Source organism: Apibacter sp. HY039 (assembly GCF_004023655.1).
GTDB lineage: Bacteria > Bacteroidota > Bacteroidia > Flavobacteriales > Weeksellaceae > Apibacter > Apibacter raozihei.
The window spans coordinates 1-17355 of sequence record NZ_SAYM01000001.1 but is presented as its reverse complement, the minus strand read 5'-3'; the positions used below and the strand labels follow the sequence as shown (position 1 = coordinate 17355).

The following is a 17355-nucleotide window of genomic DNA, read 5'->3' as shown; positions in this document are numbered from 1 at the left end:
TCAATTAACGAATTGTGTTGGAAGATATATAGCAATAAAGCCGTATCTTAAGATGCAAGAAGCAATTTTGATACGGCTTACAAAGTTGTACTAATTAATTTCTGAATTTAAGCAATGTCACTAAGCATAAAATAGCTCCGGATCCATACTAAATTTTAAAAATTGTAAATAATTAAAAAGGCAGGTTTTTTAAATCAACATTACCTCCGGACAATATAATTCCTATGTTTTTGTTTTTATATTCCGCTTTGTTTTTTAATAACGCAGCAAAAGCTACTGCACTGGAAGGTTCAACAATAATTTTCATTCGTTCCCAAATCAGCTTCATGGCACTTATAATTTCTTCTTCTTCTACACGGATAATGCTATCTATTCCATTTTGTATGATAGGAAAATTAATATCACCCAGTACGGTCCTTAATCCGTCAGCAATAGTAGGTGCGTTCGAATGATTTTCAATTTTTCCGGATTTCAGCGAACGGTAAGCATCATCCACCCATGCAGGTTCACCTCCAACCACCTGAGTTTTCGGAGAAAAATGTTGTGTAGCCAAAATTGTTCCTGCAGCTAAACCACCTCCGCCTACAGGGACAAACAAAAAATCAAGGTTTGGGTAAATTTCTATAATTTCCATGGCAGCGGTTCCCTGTCCTTCAATAACTTTGAGATCGTTGGATGGGTGTATAAACGTAAGCCCTTTTTCCTGTATCAGTCTTTGAGTATATCTTTCCCGATCCTCATTAGTTGGCGGACATTCAATGATAGTTCCACCATACCCCTTAACTGCATCTTTTTTAACAATTGGAGCTGTTTCTGGCATAACAATATAAGCTTTGATTTGAAGGCTTTTCGCAGCCAGAGCAAGCGCTTGGGCAAAGTTGCCTGAAGAATGGGTAATGACACCCCGTGCTTTCTGAGCCTCAGTCAAATGCAAAAGAGCATGAATTGCCCCTCTCATTTTAAAAGCACCCATACGTTGAAAGTTTTCGCATTTAAAATACAGAAAGCAATCAGTAATTTCATTAAGTAAATGTGAAGTAAGAACCGGAGTACGGTGGATATAAGGGAGTATCTGTTTATATACTTCTTCTAAATGGTTTTTCATATATATATTCTTTAAATTAATTAGGATATTTCGGCAATAGCTTCGATTTCTAATAAATAACCATAATGTAGTTCAGGTACAGGTACAATACATCGGCTAGGTTTGTGTTTACCCAAATAGGAGGCATAAATGCGATCAAAAGAGTCCCACAAACCAATGTTAGTCATGTAAACAGTTACTTTAACCAAGTGGTTTTTTGTACATCCGGCTTCAGACAAAATAGAGTCCAGTTTTTTAAAAATTATTTTTGCCTGAGTTTCAAAATCTTCTTCAAAATAATGGTTCCCGTTTGCTATAGGTAACTGACCGGAAATAAACAAAAAATTTCCCGAAATTATTGCAGGCGAATAATGACCGTTATTTATCTCTGAGGTTGGAATAATTTGCATAAGCTTAAATTTAAATTGACTTCAGTTTTTTACAATTATAAATGAATAGGAAGACAAAATTAATTGGTAAGCTCAAAGAAAAATAGAATGAAATTAGTCGGAATTATACTTGTCTGAACTTTTTAGGAATAAAACCTGTATAAGATTTAAAAGTACGGACAAAATGGCTTTGATCGCTAAAACCGCATTCAAAAGCTATATCTGTTAAAGATTGTGAAGTATGGATGATCAGAGAAGTGGCTTTTTGTATCTTGAGTATGCGTAAATACTCACTAGGGGTACATCCGAAATAGTGTGTGAAATATTTAGAAACCGTAACCTTGTGTACTGAAAATAAATCAGAGATTGTTTCCAGACATAAAGGTTTATCCCAGGTGTCATGGAGATAGTCTTTAATTTCATAAATCCATTCCGGTTTATTTTTCAAATTTAAAATCTGGTGATTTTTATAAAATATACTCAAAATTAACAGTTCAATACCTGCTGCACTTAAATTATCTTGTACATATAATTCATGATAAAGCTTGATTAAAGTAAGAGATAGACTAGGATCTGAATTGCAGGTCATTCGTATATCTTCAAAAGTAAGATCTTCAGAAAAAAAATGATTTTCAAAATCTATATTAACATGTATGGATTCATCAGCCATTTCACAGATTTGATGATGTTCACCAGGATCATAATAGATAGTTTTTCCGGGATTTCTTGAGTAAGTGTTTTTTTTCTTTTCCAGGCATCCTCCACGTAGAACAAAGCTAAGGTGAGCATTAGGATGGTAGTGCCTGCTAGTATCAAAAGAACTGGGTGTATATGTAGTAACCGAACAGGAATAAGCATCAGTAACAAGTTCATAAATTTTATTTCCAGAGTATTCTCTTTTTGATAATTCTCTCATAAATCTGTATAATTTAAAGGATTAGCGATAATATTTTACAAGGTACAAAAAAAATAAATTTTATATGCTTTAATAATAATGAATGTTAAATCATGTAAAAAAAATAGTATGATAGTTTCTTAATAGAGATAAATAAAGACGTAAGTTGTCTAAATAAAAAGAGGTATATGATATTAATCAGTAAATTGAGAAAAAAAACTTTATCTAAATCTTAAAACTACAGAATCACTACAGAATTGTAAGCTAAATTTGCTATATAATTAAATACGAAATTAAAAATTTATAGTATGAAAAAGTTAATAATACCAGTTTTGGCAGTAGTTTGTTTTACGGGAGTGTTTGCCGCAGGTACTAGTTCCGTACTAAAAACATCAGAATATGAGTTTGGATATTTTAAAAATCCGTATTTTAGTTTTATATCACCCTCTCAATTACCGGCATCCGCACAAAATTATTTAAACACCTATTTTGGAGGATTGTCTAACGTTTCAAGAGCCAAAGTAGATCGTCATAAGTACGAAGTAGAAACAAGAGACGGTTTTGAAATTAAATTTAACCTGGATGGTTCAGTAAGAAAAATCGAATCCGATTACAAATCGATTCCTATGGGTACTTTAAGTAAGCTTCCCGGAAATGTATACTCTTATATGAGTACACAGTTTGCCGGATGGAATTTATTAAAAGTCGAAATTAAAAGTTCTAAAATCGAATTGGATTTAGAAAAAGGTAGATACGAAGCCGAAGTTAGATTTAACGGAGCCGGTAAATTGATTAAAGTTAAATACGACGATTAAACGTTTTAGTTAAAATTACATTGAACTGAAGAGCTTTCGTAACGGGAAGCTCTTTTTTTGTCAGAAAAAATAGTTATAAAGTCATTAAACAATTATGATAAGAATAGATTAGCTAAGTAATTATTCGTTTATCGGTAAAATTTATTTTCCCAAATCACTTCTCACAAATTTAATTTCATCATAAGAATAATCTTCTCCCAGTAAATCTTTGAGTTTTTTTAGTTCCAAAGTTTCCATTTCCTCAATTTTTTGTTTAATGACATCATATTTATCAGAAGACACAAAAGCAAGTACAGGTAACTTGTTTTTGGAAATGAGTTGAGCTACGTGGTTACTGATAGTTGATACTGTCAGATTTCTTTCTTTTGCTACCTGTTCCAAAGACTTTCCTTCATTAATTAGTTCAAGCGTCAATAAAACTGTGTCACCTTTACCGGAAGATGAAGTTACTGTTTTTCCTGAATCACTTATAAATATAGATTCCTTGTAAGTAAGACGTTGATCAATGAGTTCTGCAGAAAGAATTTGTTTTATTTTTAGTTTTATCTGGCCTTCAAGTTCTTCAATTTCTCTTAAATAAAGGGTGATTCTTGACTTATTTTTATATTCAGTATAGTGCAATATCAACGGCTTCCAAACTTTTTGAAATAGTTCATCAGCAAAGTATTCCACAGCGTTAGTACTTCTGTTTTTTATCTTTTCCCACTGCGATGAAGATTCAGTAGGCTGGCTATACCAATTAAGTAAGGTGCCTTCAAATTTTCTTGCAACAATTTGCAACGAATGTAAGCATTCATCAATACTAGAAATCAGTTCAAGAACCAATTGTTTTTCAGGAATACTTTTTTCAATGGTCATTTTTCGCCATTCATAAACTCCCAAAAGTAAAGACTGTATATCAAGAGTACGAAACAAAGATTGCAGGGCAAATAAATACTTTTCCTTTTCAAGTATAGCTTCTAATTCTTTAACATTCCACATTTGATTTTGGAATTCGTTAATTTTTTCGTCCTGAATGATATTATGATTTCGAATCATAGATTTTAAAACGATTCCTTCCAGAGTACGGCATCTGCTCAAAGCCACATAGACCTGTCCGGAGGCGAATGATTTTCCGGCATCAATAATTACCTTGTCGAAAGTAAGTCCCTGACTTTTATGTATAGTAACAGCCCAGGCCAGGCGAACAGGGTACTGGGAAAAAGAGCCTAATTCTTCTTCCTTTATTTTACCGGTTTCAGCATCAAAGTTGTATTTAATATTTTTCCACACTTCATGCTCCATCTTAAAGGGTTCTTTCTGATTTTCAAAGCGAATGTAAATATCAAAATCTTCAATTTTTTCAATAAGTCCTATTTTGCCATTGAAATATCGTTTTTCACCGGAACTATCATTACGAATAAACATCACCTGGCTACCTTCTTTTAAAACCAATTCGGGTTCTGTCGGGTATGAATTTTCAGGAAATACTCCATCAATAATAGCCTCAAAAAACTTTATAGGTTTATTTAGTTTCTCTAATGCTTGTTGATTGATGGTATCCGCAATATAATTATGAGTGGTTAGAGTAATATAGCCAGTTTCTTCCGGCATAAAATCAGGATCATACCGTTGGTGTAACAATTCATAATCTATAGAATCATAATCCTGAAAACGAACGGCGTTTAACAAACTGATAAAAACAGGATCTTCCTGACGATATACTTTTTTAAACTCAATGCAAATCGGCTGTTCTATTTGTAAAACTTGTGCATCAAAAAAGAAAAGACTCTTATAATATTTTTTTAAAAGGTTCCATTGCTCGTCTTTTATTACCGGTGGCAACTGATACATATCTCCTATCATAATAACCTGTACTCCGCCGAAAGGTGCCGGATTTTTCCTAACGCTCTGTAACGCCCAGTTAATTGCGTCCAGAATATCTGCTCTTAACATGGATACTTCATCCAGAATTAAAAGCTCTACCTCAATCAATAATTTTTTCTTTTCTTTATTATAGCGGAAATGTTGGTGAAGTTCAGACTTTGTAATGGCAATATTTCGATCCACCCACCCATCATTAGCAGGAACAAAACTGGTAAGAGGAAATAAAAATAAAGAATGAATGGTTACACCCCCGGCATTAATAGCAGCAACACCCGTAGGAGCAGCAACAATTGTATTTTTTTGAGTATTGTTTTTCAACTCTCTTAAAAAAGTAGTTTTACCGGTTCCTGCCTTCCCGGTTATAAACAAATTCTTATTCGTATAATTAGCAAGATCAAAAGCCAGTTGCTGTTCTAAATTTATGATTGGCTGAGAAGAATTTAACATACTTTTTTCAATATTAGGACAAAGATAAGTGAAAACTTAAAATAACCTGACAACTGTTTCTTCTGATAAGAAATATCCGATTTGGAAAACTGATTTCTAATTGGTTACATTTCAGCTAAGAACAGAGTAATGATTGGATTTATTTTTTAAATAATAAAAATATCGTTAAGAAACCAAACGAACTTACAACATAAAATGGTTAGGTAAAAATGTAACCAATAGATAGATAATGGTTTATAACTAGATTATTAATTCACATAAAATTAACAAAATCGTGTATAACACGAAATAAATAAACGCAATTTTTGCTGGTAAAATAATAACTATTTCTATGAAAAAAGTTTTTCTGTACTGTTTATCCTTTCTATTTTCAACCTTACTAATAAATGCACAAGAAAAAACCATTCAAGGAATTATATCTGATTCTGAAGGAAAGCCGATTGAAGATGCTTATATAAAGAATATAACTACTGGCTCAGAAACCTATAGCAATGAAAACGGCAGTTTTAGTTTGTCAGCTAACCTTTCTGATTCAATTAAAATTAAACATTTTAATTATGAACCTTATAAACTAAATAACATTACGAGTGAAAATCTTAAAATAGTGCTGGAAAATAAACATCAGGAAGTAGAAAAACAAGTAGGTGAAATAGTGATAACAGCCTTAGGTATTACTAAACAAGATAAAAAGGTTGGTTACTCTACACAGGAAATAAAAAATGATAAAGTAGAAAAAATAACTACTCCTAGCCTGGGTAATTTATTTACCGGTCAGGTAGCCGGATTGCAGGTGTCAAATCCTACAGGATTGCAGCAAGCGGCAGTTTTTAAACTCAGAGGAAAAGACCCTTTAATAGTTATAGATGACGTTCCTGTTTCTCAGGAAACATTTGAATCCTTATCACCCAACGAAATTAATAGTATCAATATTTTGAAAGGAACGTCAGCATCTGCTCTATACGGCTCCAGAGGAAGAAATGGGGCAGTAATGATTACTACCAGATCTGCCAAGAAAAATGGAATAAGTATAGAATTATCCCAAAGTTTACTTTTTTCTTCCGGTTTTACATTAAGGCCAGAGACTCAAAAAGAATATGGTAATGGTTCAAATGGTAAATATGAATTTTGGGATGGAAAAGACGGAGGAGTAAACGATGGTGATATGATATGGGGACCTAAGTTTGTAACAGGATTAAAATTACCTCAGTGGAACAGTCCGGTAAAGGATAAGCAGACCGGGGAAATTATACCATGGTACGGAACCACTGAAGATACACCCTATGCCGATCAGTCTAGATATGAAAGAGTACCGATTGATTGGACATATCACGATAATCTTAAAGAGTTTATGAAGACAGGAATGATCCAAAATACAAATTTTTCAATAAATTTTAAAAATGAAAAAGGGAAATATAGAGTATCAGGTAACTATATAAATATGGTCGATAGGATTCCAGGGTCCAGATTAAGTAAAGGAGGATTAAACTTTACTTCATCCACCTTACTGGCAGAAAATCTGGAATTTAAAGCAGGCCTTTCTTACAATCGACAATTTAGTCCCAATATTCCTAATTATGAATACAATCCAAGTGGGCATATGTATACCGTTTTAATATGGATGGGAGGTGATGTGAACGGCAGAGATCTGAAAAACCATCTGTGGGTGCCCGGACTGGAGGGATACAAACAGGCAAACTGGAATTATGCTTGGTACAATAACCCTTGGTTTGGAGCTGAATATTATAAAAATAAAAGAGAAAAAGAAATCATAAACGGAAGGTTAGGACTGACGTATTATATTACTGAAAAATTAAAACTACAAACTAAAGTTTCATTAATCAGTAATCATATAGACGATGAAACACGGAGTCCAAAATCCTATTTTAATTATAGTGCTTCCCGCGAAGGAAAATTCGGAATCAGAAAAAGGAAATTTACAGATGTAAATTATGATATCCTGGCATCCTATGATACTCAATGGGGAGATAATATAGAATTCACTGTAAATGCAGGAGCTTCCGGATATTACAATGAATATACGGATGAAAGCTCAGAAACTGATGGATTGCTCATCCCCGGGGTTTATAATCTGGGAAACTCTTCAGGAGCAGTAAAAAGTAAAAATTTTTTAAGTAAAAAAGCAATTTACAGTTTGTACAGTACTGCAGAACTAGGAATATATCGATTCATTTATCTGGCTCTTGCAGCTAGAAACGACTGGTCATCAACTTTACCTGAAAATAATCGTTCCTTTTTCTATCCCTCAGCTTCCCTCAGTGTATTATTATCTCAGATAATTCATATGCCCCGGCAGGTTAATTACCTGAAATTATATGGCTCTTGGGCAAAAGTTTCCGGAGACTTAGATCCTTATAGCTTAAAATCATATTATTTAAATAATCAGTTAGGTCATAACGGAAATCCGGTAGCAGTTTATCCAACAGATTTGGTTAACTCAAACATCAGACCCGAGACTACCATCTCCTATGAAACAGGTATAAGTTCAGCATTTTTTTCCAATCGGCTATCTCTGGATATTGCTTTGTATCTGGCTAAAGATAAAGATCAAATAATAAGACTTCCCGTTTCTGAAAGCTCTGGATTTGAAACTCGCCTGGTTAACGGAAATGAATACACTACCCGGGGAGTAGAAATATCTATAGGAGCAACAGTTATAAAAAACAAAAATTTTAGCTGGAAGACACTAATTAACTGGAGCACAAGCGTAAAAAAAATCACGAAAATATATGGTAATGCTTATCGGTTCGGTGATTTAAAAGTAAATGACCGTGCAGATGCATATTATGATTATGGATGGATGAAATCAGTTGATGGAAGAGTTATACTGGATGCCGGTACGGGTTTACCCACCCGGGATAATTATAAAACTTATCTGGGACATTTTGCACCGGACTGGACCTTCGGCTTTAACAATACATTTAAAATTAATAATTTTAAAATAGATATAGGAATTGATGGAAGCATTGGAGGGGTTATGAGATCGGAAGTAGTAGAAAAAATGTGGTGGGGAGGGAAACATCCCAAGTCCACTCAATATAGAGATTTGGAATATGCTAAAGGAGAGGCGGTATATGTTCCACAGGGTGTTAATATAATTAGCGGAGAATTAATCAGAGATGTAAACGGAAATATCATTTCGGATACTCGTATCTATCAGGAAAATACATCAACAGTCAGTTGGCAGACTTGGGCACAAAACTACCCTTATAAAGCAAGAGTCACTCAAAAAGAAAACAGTGAATTTGCAAATGTTTTCGACAAAACATTTGTCAAATTGCGCTCAATTATTCTCGAATATGATTTTTCTTCTTTGTTAAATGAAAAGCATGTATTTAAAGGTATAGCAGTTAATATCTTTGCCTATAACCTACTGATGTGGAAGAAATCTAAGAACCTGTATTCCGATCCCGATTTTAACTTTGAAAACACTAATGACATACAAGACCCCTCAACCCGTTGGCTGGGAATTGGATTTAATGTTAAATTTTAAGTAATCTCAATTATGAAATATATTCAAAAATTAGTTATGTTTATTATTTACACACAATTTGCGGTTTCATGCTCAAACTTGGATGATATTAACGAAAATCATAATTATCCTTCTCAGGTATCTCCCCAGTTGCTTCTTACCAAAATACAGAAAGAAGCTGGAAAAGTAGAAGGCTTGGATCCACTTTACAGTATGCGTATGGTTATTTTAACCAGTGAAGAAAATCCGTATCAGTATTATAAATGGAATTCCGGGAAATTTGATGACTATCTGAACTTATTGCAGGTAATAAAAATGATTGAAGAAGCCAACCGGGTAAATAATACTAATTACCTGGCCATTGGAAAATTTTTCAGAGCCTTTTATTTTTATCGTCTTACACTTACTTTTGGAGATATCCCATACAATGAAGCATTGTCAGGAGAAACGCAGGGAATTTTTACCACACGTTATGATACGCAGGAAACAGTATTAGAAGGAATCTTAAATGAATTGGAAGAAGCTGTAAATATGATAAATGCTACACAATCGGTCAATGGAGATTTATACTATAGTGGAAACATGCAAAAATGGAGAAAACTTATGAATTCATACCGATTAAAAATTTTACTGTCCTTATCTAAAAAAACTAAGGTAGGTTCTGTAATTATAGGTCAGAAATTTAAAGGAATTTTTGAAAATGAACCTATTATTTCTTCCAATTCTGACAATGCACAATTGCCGTTTTATGATCAGGAAGGAAGCCGGTATACTCAATTTAACAGTAGCACGTACGCTTCAAGTCTTTATCTGTCAGATTCTTTTATAGAGTTTTTCAGAGAAAGAAAAGACCCGCGAATATTCACCTTTGCCCAGCAAACTGTAGCCTCGGCAGAAAAAGGGCTTCCCATTACAGATTACAATTCCTATCACGGAGGAAATCCTATAGTACCCTATGCAGAAAATGAAAAATTAGTGGCAGAAAAAAATATATCTAAAATAAATAATCGTTTTTATTCAGATCCGGTGAACGAACCATATACTCTGTTAAGCTATTCCGAAACCGAGTTTATTCTTGCAGAAGCCACAGTAAGAGGATGGATTGCTTCAAATGCTGGACAGCACTATGAAAATGCAATTAAAGCTTCATTTGAATACTATCAAACGTACGTTAAGAATGCTGAGAACTATTTTAAAAATTTCAATATGAATGAATATTTATCTCAGGAATCAGTAAAATACAAAACGGAAAACACACAATCCCAGCTAAATCAGATTCTCACTCAAAAATACATGATCATGTTTCATCAGTCTGGTTGGACAGCCTATCAGGATTACCTTAGAACAGGATATCCTGAGCTACCGCAACAACAACAGATATCAGCTCCGGTTCGGTGGATGTATCCTATCACCGAATATAACAAAAATCCTGTAAATGTAAAAGAGGCTATAGAACGTCAGTTTGGCGGAAATGACAATACACGTTCAACTCCCTGGTGGTTAAAATAATTAAATTACTAATAAAAAAATGAAAAAGATGAAAATTACCGTACTCATAACCCTTTTTTTAATAATAGTTAACAATAATAAAATACAATCTCAGGAAAATAAAGTTTTTCTGATTACACTGGACGGATTAAGGTGGCAGGAATTATTCAGAGGAGCTGAATGGGAGCTTCTTCAAGACAAAAACTATACACAGGATATAGAACGGCTAAAAAATAAGTTTTGGAAAGAATCGGATGAAGAACGAAGAAAAGCCTTATTTCCTTTTATATGGGACAAAGTAGAAAAACAGGGAGTAATCATTGGGAACAGAGATAAAAATAGCAGGGTTAACGTAAAAAATGGAATGCATTTTTCTTATCCGGGATATAATGAAATTATAACAGGAAAACCTGATGATACAAGGATTAATAATAATAATAAGGTAGGGAATCCTAATGTTTCCCTCTTTGAATTTGCAAATCAGGATCCTATGTTTAAAGGTAAAATAGCCATATTTGGAGGATGGGATGTTTTTCCATTTATATTTAATGAAGAAAGAAGTAAGCTTCCCGTTAATGCAGGTTATAGACATAGCTTGTCTTCAAACCCATCATTTCTTGAAAAATTTTTGGACAAATTTCAGGATGAAACACCTAAACGTTGGCAGGGAGTCCGATTCGATGTTTTTACCCATAACTATGCATTGGAAACAATCAAGAAAGAAAAACCCAGATTAGTTTTTATCGGTTATGGAGAAACGGATGATTTTGCTCATGACAGATCTTATAATCACTACTTGGAATCGGCTCATGTAAATGACCAAATGATCAGAGAATTGTGGGAATATGTACAGTCAGATTCCTATTATAAAGATCAAACTACATTTATAATTACGACTGATCATGGCAGAGGTACAGGAGAGCATTGGAAAGACCATTATTTTGCAATTCCCGGTTCATCAGAAACCTGGCTGATTTTAATCGGTAATCAGGTTCATCCTCCACTATTTGACAAAGAACAATATTATAATGATCAAATTGCCGCTACAATAGCAAAAATTCTACAAATTGATTATAAACCCAAAGATGTTGGAAGTGCCCTTTATTAAAATATCCTGTAGTAAGTATTAAGTAAAACGATAAATTTTGATTTATCGTTTTTTTATATAATTTATTCAGTAAATAACAGATTTAACAAGAATTTTTGCTTCTGACTTTATTCTTATATTCAGCAAATTTTTCAATACTATAGACTGAATCAATTGTACCTCCCTCTAAAATACCTATTCTATCGCAGCAATTTTCAAGGGTTTCCATAATATGCGAACTAAGAAGGATGGTTTTCCCAAGACTTTTCAGATGATTAATTAGTAGATAAAGTTTTTCAACACTTTCAAAATCCAGGCCGTTAAAAGGCTCATCTAGTAAATAGATATTCCGATTTAGTAAAGTAGCTCCGGTTATAGCAAGTTTTTTCTTATTTCCAGTAGAAAAATTTTCAACGTACTGCTCCAATTCAAAGGAAAAGTATTCTTTCCATTTATAAAGAGAATCTGAAAAAGTGAAAAAATCAAGATACTCTTTACATTTCATAAAAGGATAAAAATAATTTTCTGCTTCAACATAAGAAAGATTCTTTTTCTCAAGAGTTTTTCCCTTAAATAAAACTTCTCCCTTGTATTTATTGTTTTGATAAATACTTTCGAAAAGTGTAGTTTTGCCAGCCCCATTCATACCAAGAATTCCGAAAACTTCACCCATAGGAATAGTTAGATTTAGTTTGTTAAGGACGACCTTAGAACTATAAGACACAAGTAAATTTTTAATTACTAACATACACTGAGATTTTCTTATTTGCAATTTGAGTGTTATTACGTATAGAATATAAGCTGGGTACAATAAGTATAGATTTGATCAGTAAAATAATCAGCAGAACAGGATTGAATTCGATGATTCTGCGATTATCTGAGTAATTTTTATACTTTCTGGAAATAATTTCTAAAATAAATAAATTGACAGGAAAAAAAAGTAATAAAAATTCAGAGTATAAAGTATTTATAAATCCAAATAGAATGAATGGAGGAATGATTATTACGTTAAAAACCTTTAAAGATATTTTATATTTTTCTATTAATGAAAACTTTTGAAAATAAGATATATATAACTCTTTAGGTTCCAGATATTTGTAAATCTCTATAAATGAAGATAAAACCAACAGCAACATAACTATATAAGTAAATGGATGATAACTGGATAAAAAAAGTAAAATATATAAAATCAGGTAAGAAAATATGTTTTTTCTTAACGCAGATTTCCACTCGAAAATATGCACAGGCAAAAGATCAATAATTTTAAGTTGCAATATATCCATATTAAAAGAGATCTTAGGAGATAAGATTGCCCAGAGAAAACAGAATATAAGTATTTTATAATCGGTAATTTTTGAGTAAATCAATAATGTAACAAAAGCAAAGACGATGAGATTTTCTTGTATTTGCAGCAGAAAAGATTTATTATCAAATAGCTTAGCTAAAAATTTTGTATCCCTTCTTTTATTAAGAAAAGAAAAACAAGTGAAGTAAATAATTAAATAAATGTAATCAGGCAGTTTTATAAAATAAAGTATGATACTTACAACAGTCAAACAAACAGAATAATCTAAGCTGTTATTTAGTAACCGTAGAATTTGTTTACATCTAAAGTATAAATATTTTAAAAATAAGCGGTTTTTCAAATCATTCAATTTACAGATTAGTTAAATATATTATAACTTTGTTACAAATTAATGTATCTTTCCAAGGATGAAAAATAAAATAATAGAAGGATTTTCCAGATTAGGTAAAATAGATAAAATTAAGTGGCTGGTAAACAATTATACAGACAACTCTGAAGAAGTTCAAAATATTTTAACACAATATTGGAATGAAGATGCCGCTTTACAAAAATTGCATGAAGAATTTTCTGAAAATACAATATCCAATTTTTATATGCCCTATGGAATTGCGCCAAATTTTTTGATAAACAATGAAGTGTTTGCAATACCTATGGCTATAGAAGAAAGTTCAGTTGTAGCCGCAGCCTCAAAATCTGCTAAATTCTGGTTAGATAAAGGAGGGTTTAAAACCTCTATCCTTGGAGCTTCAAAACTGGGACATGTTCATTTCATTTTTAAAGGTAATCCAGAAAAATTAAAATCATGGTTTGCCTTATATTTACAAGAAGAACTTTATAAGCAAACAAAAGATATAACTCGTAATATGGTATTACGGGGTGGGGGGATAAATGCTATTGAACTGATTGACAAAACTTCAGAATTAGAATGCTATTATCAGATTCAGGCTTCGTTTGATACAAGAGATAGCATGGGAGCTAATTTTATCAATTCATGTTTAGAACAGTTTTCTCAAACATTAAAATACGAAATTCAAAAAGCAGAAAGTTTTACTGAAGACGAAAAAAACTCTATGCAGATCATAATGTCCATACTATCTAATTATACTCCTGATTGCTTAGCACGTGCAGAAATAAGCTGTAAAATCGAAGACTTAATTGATGAAAGTGGAATTTCTCCTCAAGAATTTGCCTGGAAATTTAAACAGGCAGTTGAGATAGCTGAAATAGAACCTTACAGAGCTACCACTCACAATAAAGGAATTATGAATGGGGTAGATTCCGTAGTAATAGCCACAGGTAATGATTTTAGAGCCGTGGAAGCCTGCGTACATACGTATGCCTCACGCTCTGGAAAATATAGGAGTTTGACCCATTGTGAAATTGATAACGGCATTTTTAAGTTTTGGTTAGATTTGCCTTTATCGTTAGGGGTTGTCGGAGGATTAACTAAGCTCCATCCTCTGGTTATTGCATCCTTGCAGATTTTAAACAAGCCCTCTGCCGAAAAACTTATGCAGATAGTAGCCGTAGCAGGGTTAGCTCAAAATTTTGCTGCATTACGTTCTTTAGTAACTACAGGTATTCAAAAAGGGCATATGAAAATGCACCTTTTAAATATACTAAATCAACATGCAGCAACAGAAGAAGAAAAAAATTATTTTGTAAACTTTTTTAAAGATAAGACAGTTTCTCATCACGTAGTGATTTCAGAGTTAGAAAAACTTCGCAACAAGTAATATATAGCAATTTAAAAAATTATATAAAAAGCCGGATGATTTCGGCTTTTTATATTTAAACATATTTATACCAAAGATTATTAAAGAAAAAAAAGATAGAAATATATCTATTCCATACATATAAATTAAGAGTCAAATGATAGTAACACAATTAGGAAGTATTTACTATACATTTGAAATTAAGAAAATAGTGATAATTTAGCGTAGATAAAAATAATATATAGATGAAAAGAATAGTTTTAGGATTATGCCTATCCGTATTAACCCTTATACCAGCCAAAGCAGATGAGGGAATGTGGTTAATGATGCTTATTAAGCGTTTAAATTACGTTGATATGCAAAAAGAAGGACTCAAATTAACCCCCGAAGAAATATACAGCGTTAATAACTCAAGTCTAAAAGATGCAATTGTAAGTTTTGGTGGGTTCTGTACAGGTGAAATTGTTTCTGACCAAGGACTGATACTTACGAATCACCATTGTGGATATTCTAACATTGCTGCGCTTTCTACACCAGAGCATGATTATTTAAATGATGGTTACTGGGCTAAAAATAAAAAAGACGAAATTCCCGTAAAAGGATTGTATGTCCGTTTTTTAATACGAATGGGAGATGCAACAGAAAGAATAAATGCCCGGCTTAATCAAAAGAAAATTACTGAGAAGCAAAGACAGGAAATAATAAAAGAAGAATTTGAAAAAATAGAACAGGAAAATAATGAAAAGGGGAAATATACAGTTGTAGTGCGATCTTTTTTTCAGGGAAATGAATTCTATTACTTTGTATATCAGGATTTCACCGATATACGATTTGTTGGAGCTCCTCCGGCATCTATTGGTAAATTTGGAGGAGATACAGATAATTGGGAATGGCCGAGACATACCGGAGATTTTTCTATGTTCAGAATATACGCTGATAAAGCGGGGAATCCTTCCGAATACTCTGAAAATAATATAGCATATCAGCCTAAGCATTCGTTGCCTATAAATATTTACGGAATAAAACCCGGAGATTATGCTATGATTTTAGGATATCCCGGTGTTACCAGTCGATATCTTACATCTTATGGAATACAGCAATTAGTAGAATATGAATATCCACCATTTATTGAAGCGTCCAGACATGCGTTGGATATATTGAAAAAACATAGTGAAAAAGATAAAGCTATAGAATTAAATTACGCAGGAAAATATGCAAGTATAGCAAATTACTGGAAAAACAGAATCGGAATGATTGAAGCTATAAAAAAAAATGAGGTTATAGCTTATAAAGAAAAAGAAGAAAAAGAATTTACACGATGGGCATTACAATCCAAAAATAAAGATAAGTATTCCTCCGTTTTGTCCAGTCTTAAAAACTATTACCAGCAAACTAACCTTATGGTTGCAGATAAAATGTATTTATTTTGGTTTTTGAGAGCCAGTTCTTACGTGAGTATGCCCAACCGTATAGGAGATATGCTTTCTACTTATCTGGATCAGTCAGATGAAGGAAGAGAAGCAATGAAACCTAAATACATCGAAACTATCAATTCAATGTATGAAACCCTTCACCCGGAGGTAGAAAAAGAGCTGGCAAAAGAGCTTCTTCAATTATATGTTGAAAGAGTACCGCTAAAAAATCAGCTTAAATCCATTTCACAAGGTAAAATTACTGTAAATAACATAGAAAATTTAACAGAAAGCTCTTTATTTAAAGATAAAGAATCCATTATCAACTTTATTAACCATCCATCCAAAGAAGTTTTACACAACGATCCCCTCTATGTATTGTCTAAAGAAGCAGCAACTACATTAATGAACAAAACTGAGGGAGAGATTCAATTAAACGACACATTTGAAAAGTCTCAAAGACTTTTTATTGATGGATTAAGAAAAACTTTCCCTAAAAAAGTCTTTTACCCTGATGCTAATTCAACCATGAGACTAACCTACGGAACAGTTAAAACCTTAATGGATAATCCGGAAAAACCCAACGATGCCCGATTAAATTATTACACAACCTTAAAAGGTATGATTGCTAAATATAAAAAAGGTGATGCGGAATTTGATTTACCTCAGAAGTTGATCGATTTATACAATTCAAAAGATTATGGAGATTATGCCAACGAATATGGAGAATTACCGGTTGACTTTCTTTCAGATAATGACATAACTGGAGGGAATTCAGGTTCGCCCGTCATTAATGGTAATGGAGAACTAATAGGATTGGCATTTGATGGGAACTGGGAAGCCATGAGTGGAAATATTCAGTTCGACGAAAAGTTACAGCGATGTATAAATACGGATATTCGATTTGTATTATTTATAATAGAAAAATATGCAGGAGCAGAAAATCTAATTAATGAAATGAAAATAGTAAAATAAGTATTAATAGATATAAGTAGAAATTACGGGCGGGCGTCAAATGATTTTGACGCCCGCTCGAATATAAAAACCCGTTCGTATGATTTAACCATTAATTTAAATATTAGTTTTTGTACAACTATAGATATTGCAGAACGACATCCCAATTAAAAAGGGGGGGAATTATGTATATCATAGAATAGAAGAATAAAAACAGAGGAGGAGGATAAAGAAATAACATCGTGTTAACATTGGGAAATAGAAGAAGTGAGAGAAATGGAAAAAAAAGGTTAGAAAAAGTTAATAATTTATCTAATTGTTTAATAGCGAGTTATAGGTTTGGGGTTAAAAAAAGTCAAAAAAAAGTACAGAAATATTTGGAGGATAAGAAAAAGTCTGTATCTTTG

General features: G+C 32.6%; 12 protein-coding genes. 6 read left to right on the top strand and 6 right to left on the bottom strand.

Features of this window, described 5'->3' with window-relative positions; all coding sequences use genetic code 11:
• Window positions 1-172: 172 nt before the first annotated feature.
• The 3 genes from EQ921_RS00060 to EQ921_RS00050 all read right to left on the bottom strand — a co-directional run bounded on the left by EQ921_RS00060 (window position 173) and on the right by EQ921_RS00050 (window position 2389).
• Entirely contained in the window at window positions 173-1105 is a 933-nt protein-coding gene (locus tag EQ921_RS00060; protein ID WP_128330100.1) for a threonine/serine dehydratase, read from the bottom strand.
• A gap of 20 nt (window positions 1106-1125) precedes the next feature.
• Window positions 1126-1494 carry a RidA family protein gene (locus EQ921_RS00055; protein ID WP_128330099.1) on the bottom strand — a complete coding sequence of 123 codons (369 nt, stop codon included), beginning with the start codon at window positions 1492-1494 and terminating at the stop codon, window positions 1126-1128.
• Window positions 1495-1597: 103 nt separating this feature from the next.
• Complete coding sequence (locus EQ921_RS00050; protein ID WP_128330098.1) at window positions 1598-2389, bottom strand: AraC family transcriptional regulator; 792 nt, start codon at window positions 2387-2389, stop codon at window positions 1598-1600.
• Window positions 2390-2676: 287 nt separating this feature from the next.
• Here EQ921_RS00050 and EQ921_RS00045 point away from each other — a divergent pair, with 287 nt between their 5' ends.
• On the top strand, window positions 2677-3183 hold the full coding sequence (locus tag EQ921_RS00045) for a PepSY-like domain-containing protein (protein WP_128330097.1): 507 nt from the start codon (window positions 2677-2679) through the stop codon (window positions 3181-3183).
• A 141-nt stretch (window positions 3184-3324) separates the two neighbouring features.
• Here the strand turns inward: EQ921_RS00045 and EQ921_RS00040 are convergent, their stop codons facing one another.
• Window positions 3325-5496, bottom strand: a complete 2172-nt coding sequence (locus tag EQ921_RS00040; RefSeq protein ID WP_128330096.1) for a helix-turn-helix domain-containing protein — start codon at window positions 5494-5496, stop codon at window positions 3325-3327.
• 331 nt (window positions 5497-5827) lie between these two features.
• Between EQ921_RS00040 and EQ921_RS00035 the strand changes: the two genes are divergently transcribed.
• From EQ921_RS00035 to EQ921_RS00025, 3 genes are read left to right on the top strand one after another with little or no spacing between them, the layout of a single operon-like run.
• A complete protein-coding gene (locus EQ921_RS00035; RefSeq protein ID WP_128330095.1) occupies window positions 5828-9007 on the top strand; it encodes a SusC/RagA family TonB-linked outer membrane protein in 3180 nt (1059 codons plus the stop codon).
• Between the two features lie 12 nt (window positions 9008-9019).
• Window positions 9020-10495, top strand: coding sequence for a SusD/RagB family nutrient-binding outer membrane lipoprotein (locus tag EQ921_RS00030; RefSeq protein ID WP_128330094.1), 1476 nt, complete (start codon window positions 9020-9022; stop codon window positions 10493-10495).
• Between the two features lie 19 nt (window positions 10496-10514).
• On the top strand, window positions 10515-11582 hold the full coding sequence (locus EQ921_RS00025; protein WP_128330093.1) for a sulfatase-like hydrolase/transferase: 1068 nt from the start codon (window positions 10515-10517) through the stop codon (window positions 11580-11582).
• 82 nt (window positions 11583-11664) lie between these two features.
• On the opposite strand, the gene EQ921_RS00020 is transcribed toward EQ921_RS00025, so the two are convergent.
• Both EQ921_RS00020 and EQ921_RS00015 read right to left on the bottom strand, forming a co-directional pair.
• Entirely contained in the window at window positions 11665-12309 is a 645-nt protein-coding gene (locus tag EQ921_RS00020) for an ATP-binding cassette domain-containing protein (RefSeq protein WP_128149921.1), read from the bottom strand.
• The gene (locus tag EQ921_RS00015) at window positions 12296-12844 is read right to left on the bottom strand and encodes a hypothetical protein (protein ID WP_128330092.1); all 549 of its coding nucleotides are present in this window, start codon (window positions 12842-12844) and stop codon (window positions 12296-12298) included. Before EQ921_RS00015 ends, EQ921_RS00020 begins: the two co-directional genes overlap by 14 nt.
• 430 nt (window positions 12845-13274) lie before the next feature.
• On the opposite strand from EQ921_RS00015, the gene EQ921_RS00010 reads away from it, so the two are divergent.
• Together EQ921_RS00010 and EQ921_RS00005 are read left to right on the top strand one after the other, a co-directional pair.
• Window positions 13275-14603, top strand: coding sequence for a hydroxymethylglutaryl-CoA reductase, degradative (locus EQ921_RS00010; protein WP_128330091.1), 1329 nt, complete (start codon window positions 13275-13277; stop codon window positions 14601-14603).
• Between the two features lie 224 nt (window positions 14604-14827).
• Window positions 14828-16969: a S46 family peptidase gene (locus EQ921_RS00005; protein WP_128330090.1), complete on the top strand. Its 2142-nt coding sequence runs from the start codon at window positions 14828-14830 to the stop codon at window positions 16967-16969.
• The last annotated feature ends 386 nt before the right edge of the window (window positions 16970-17355 follow it).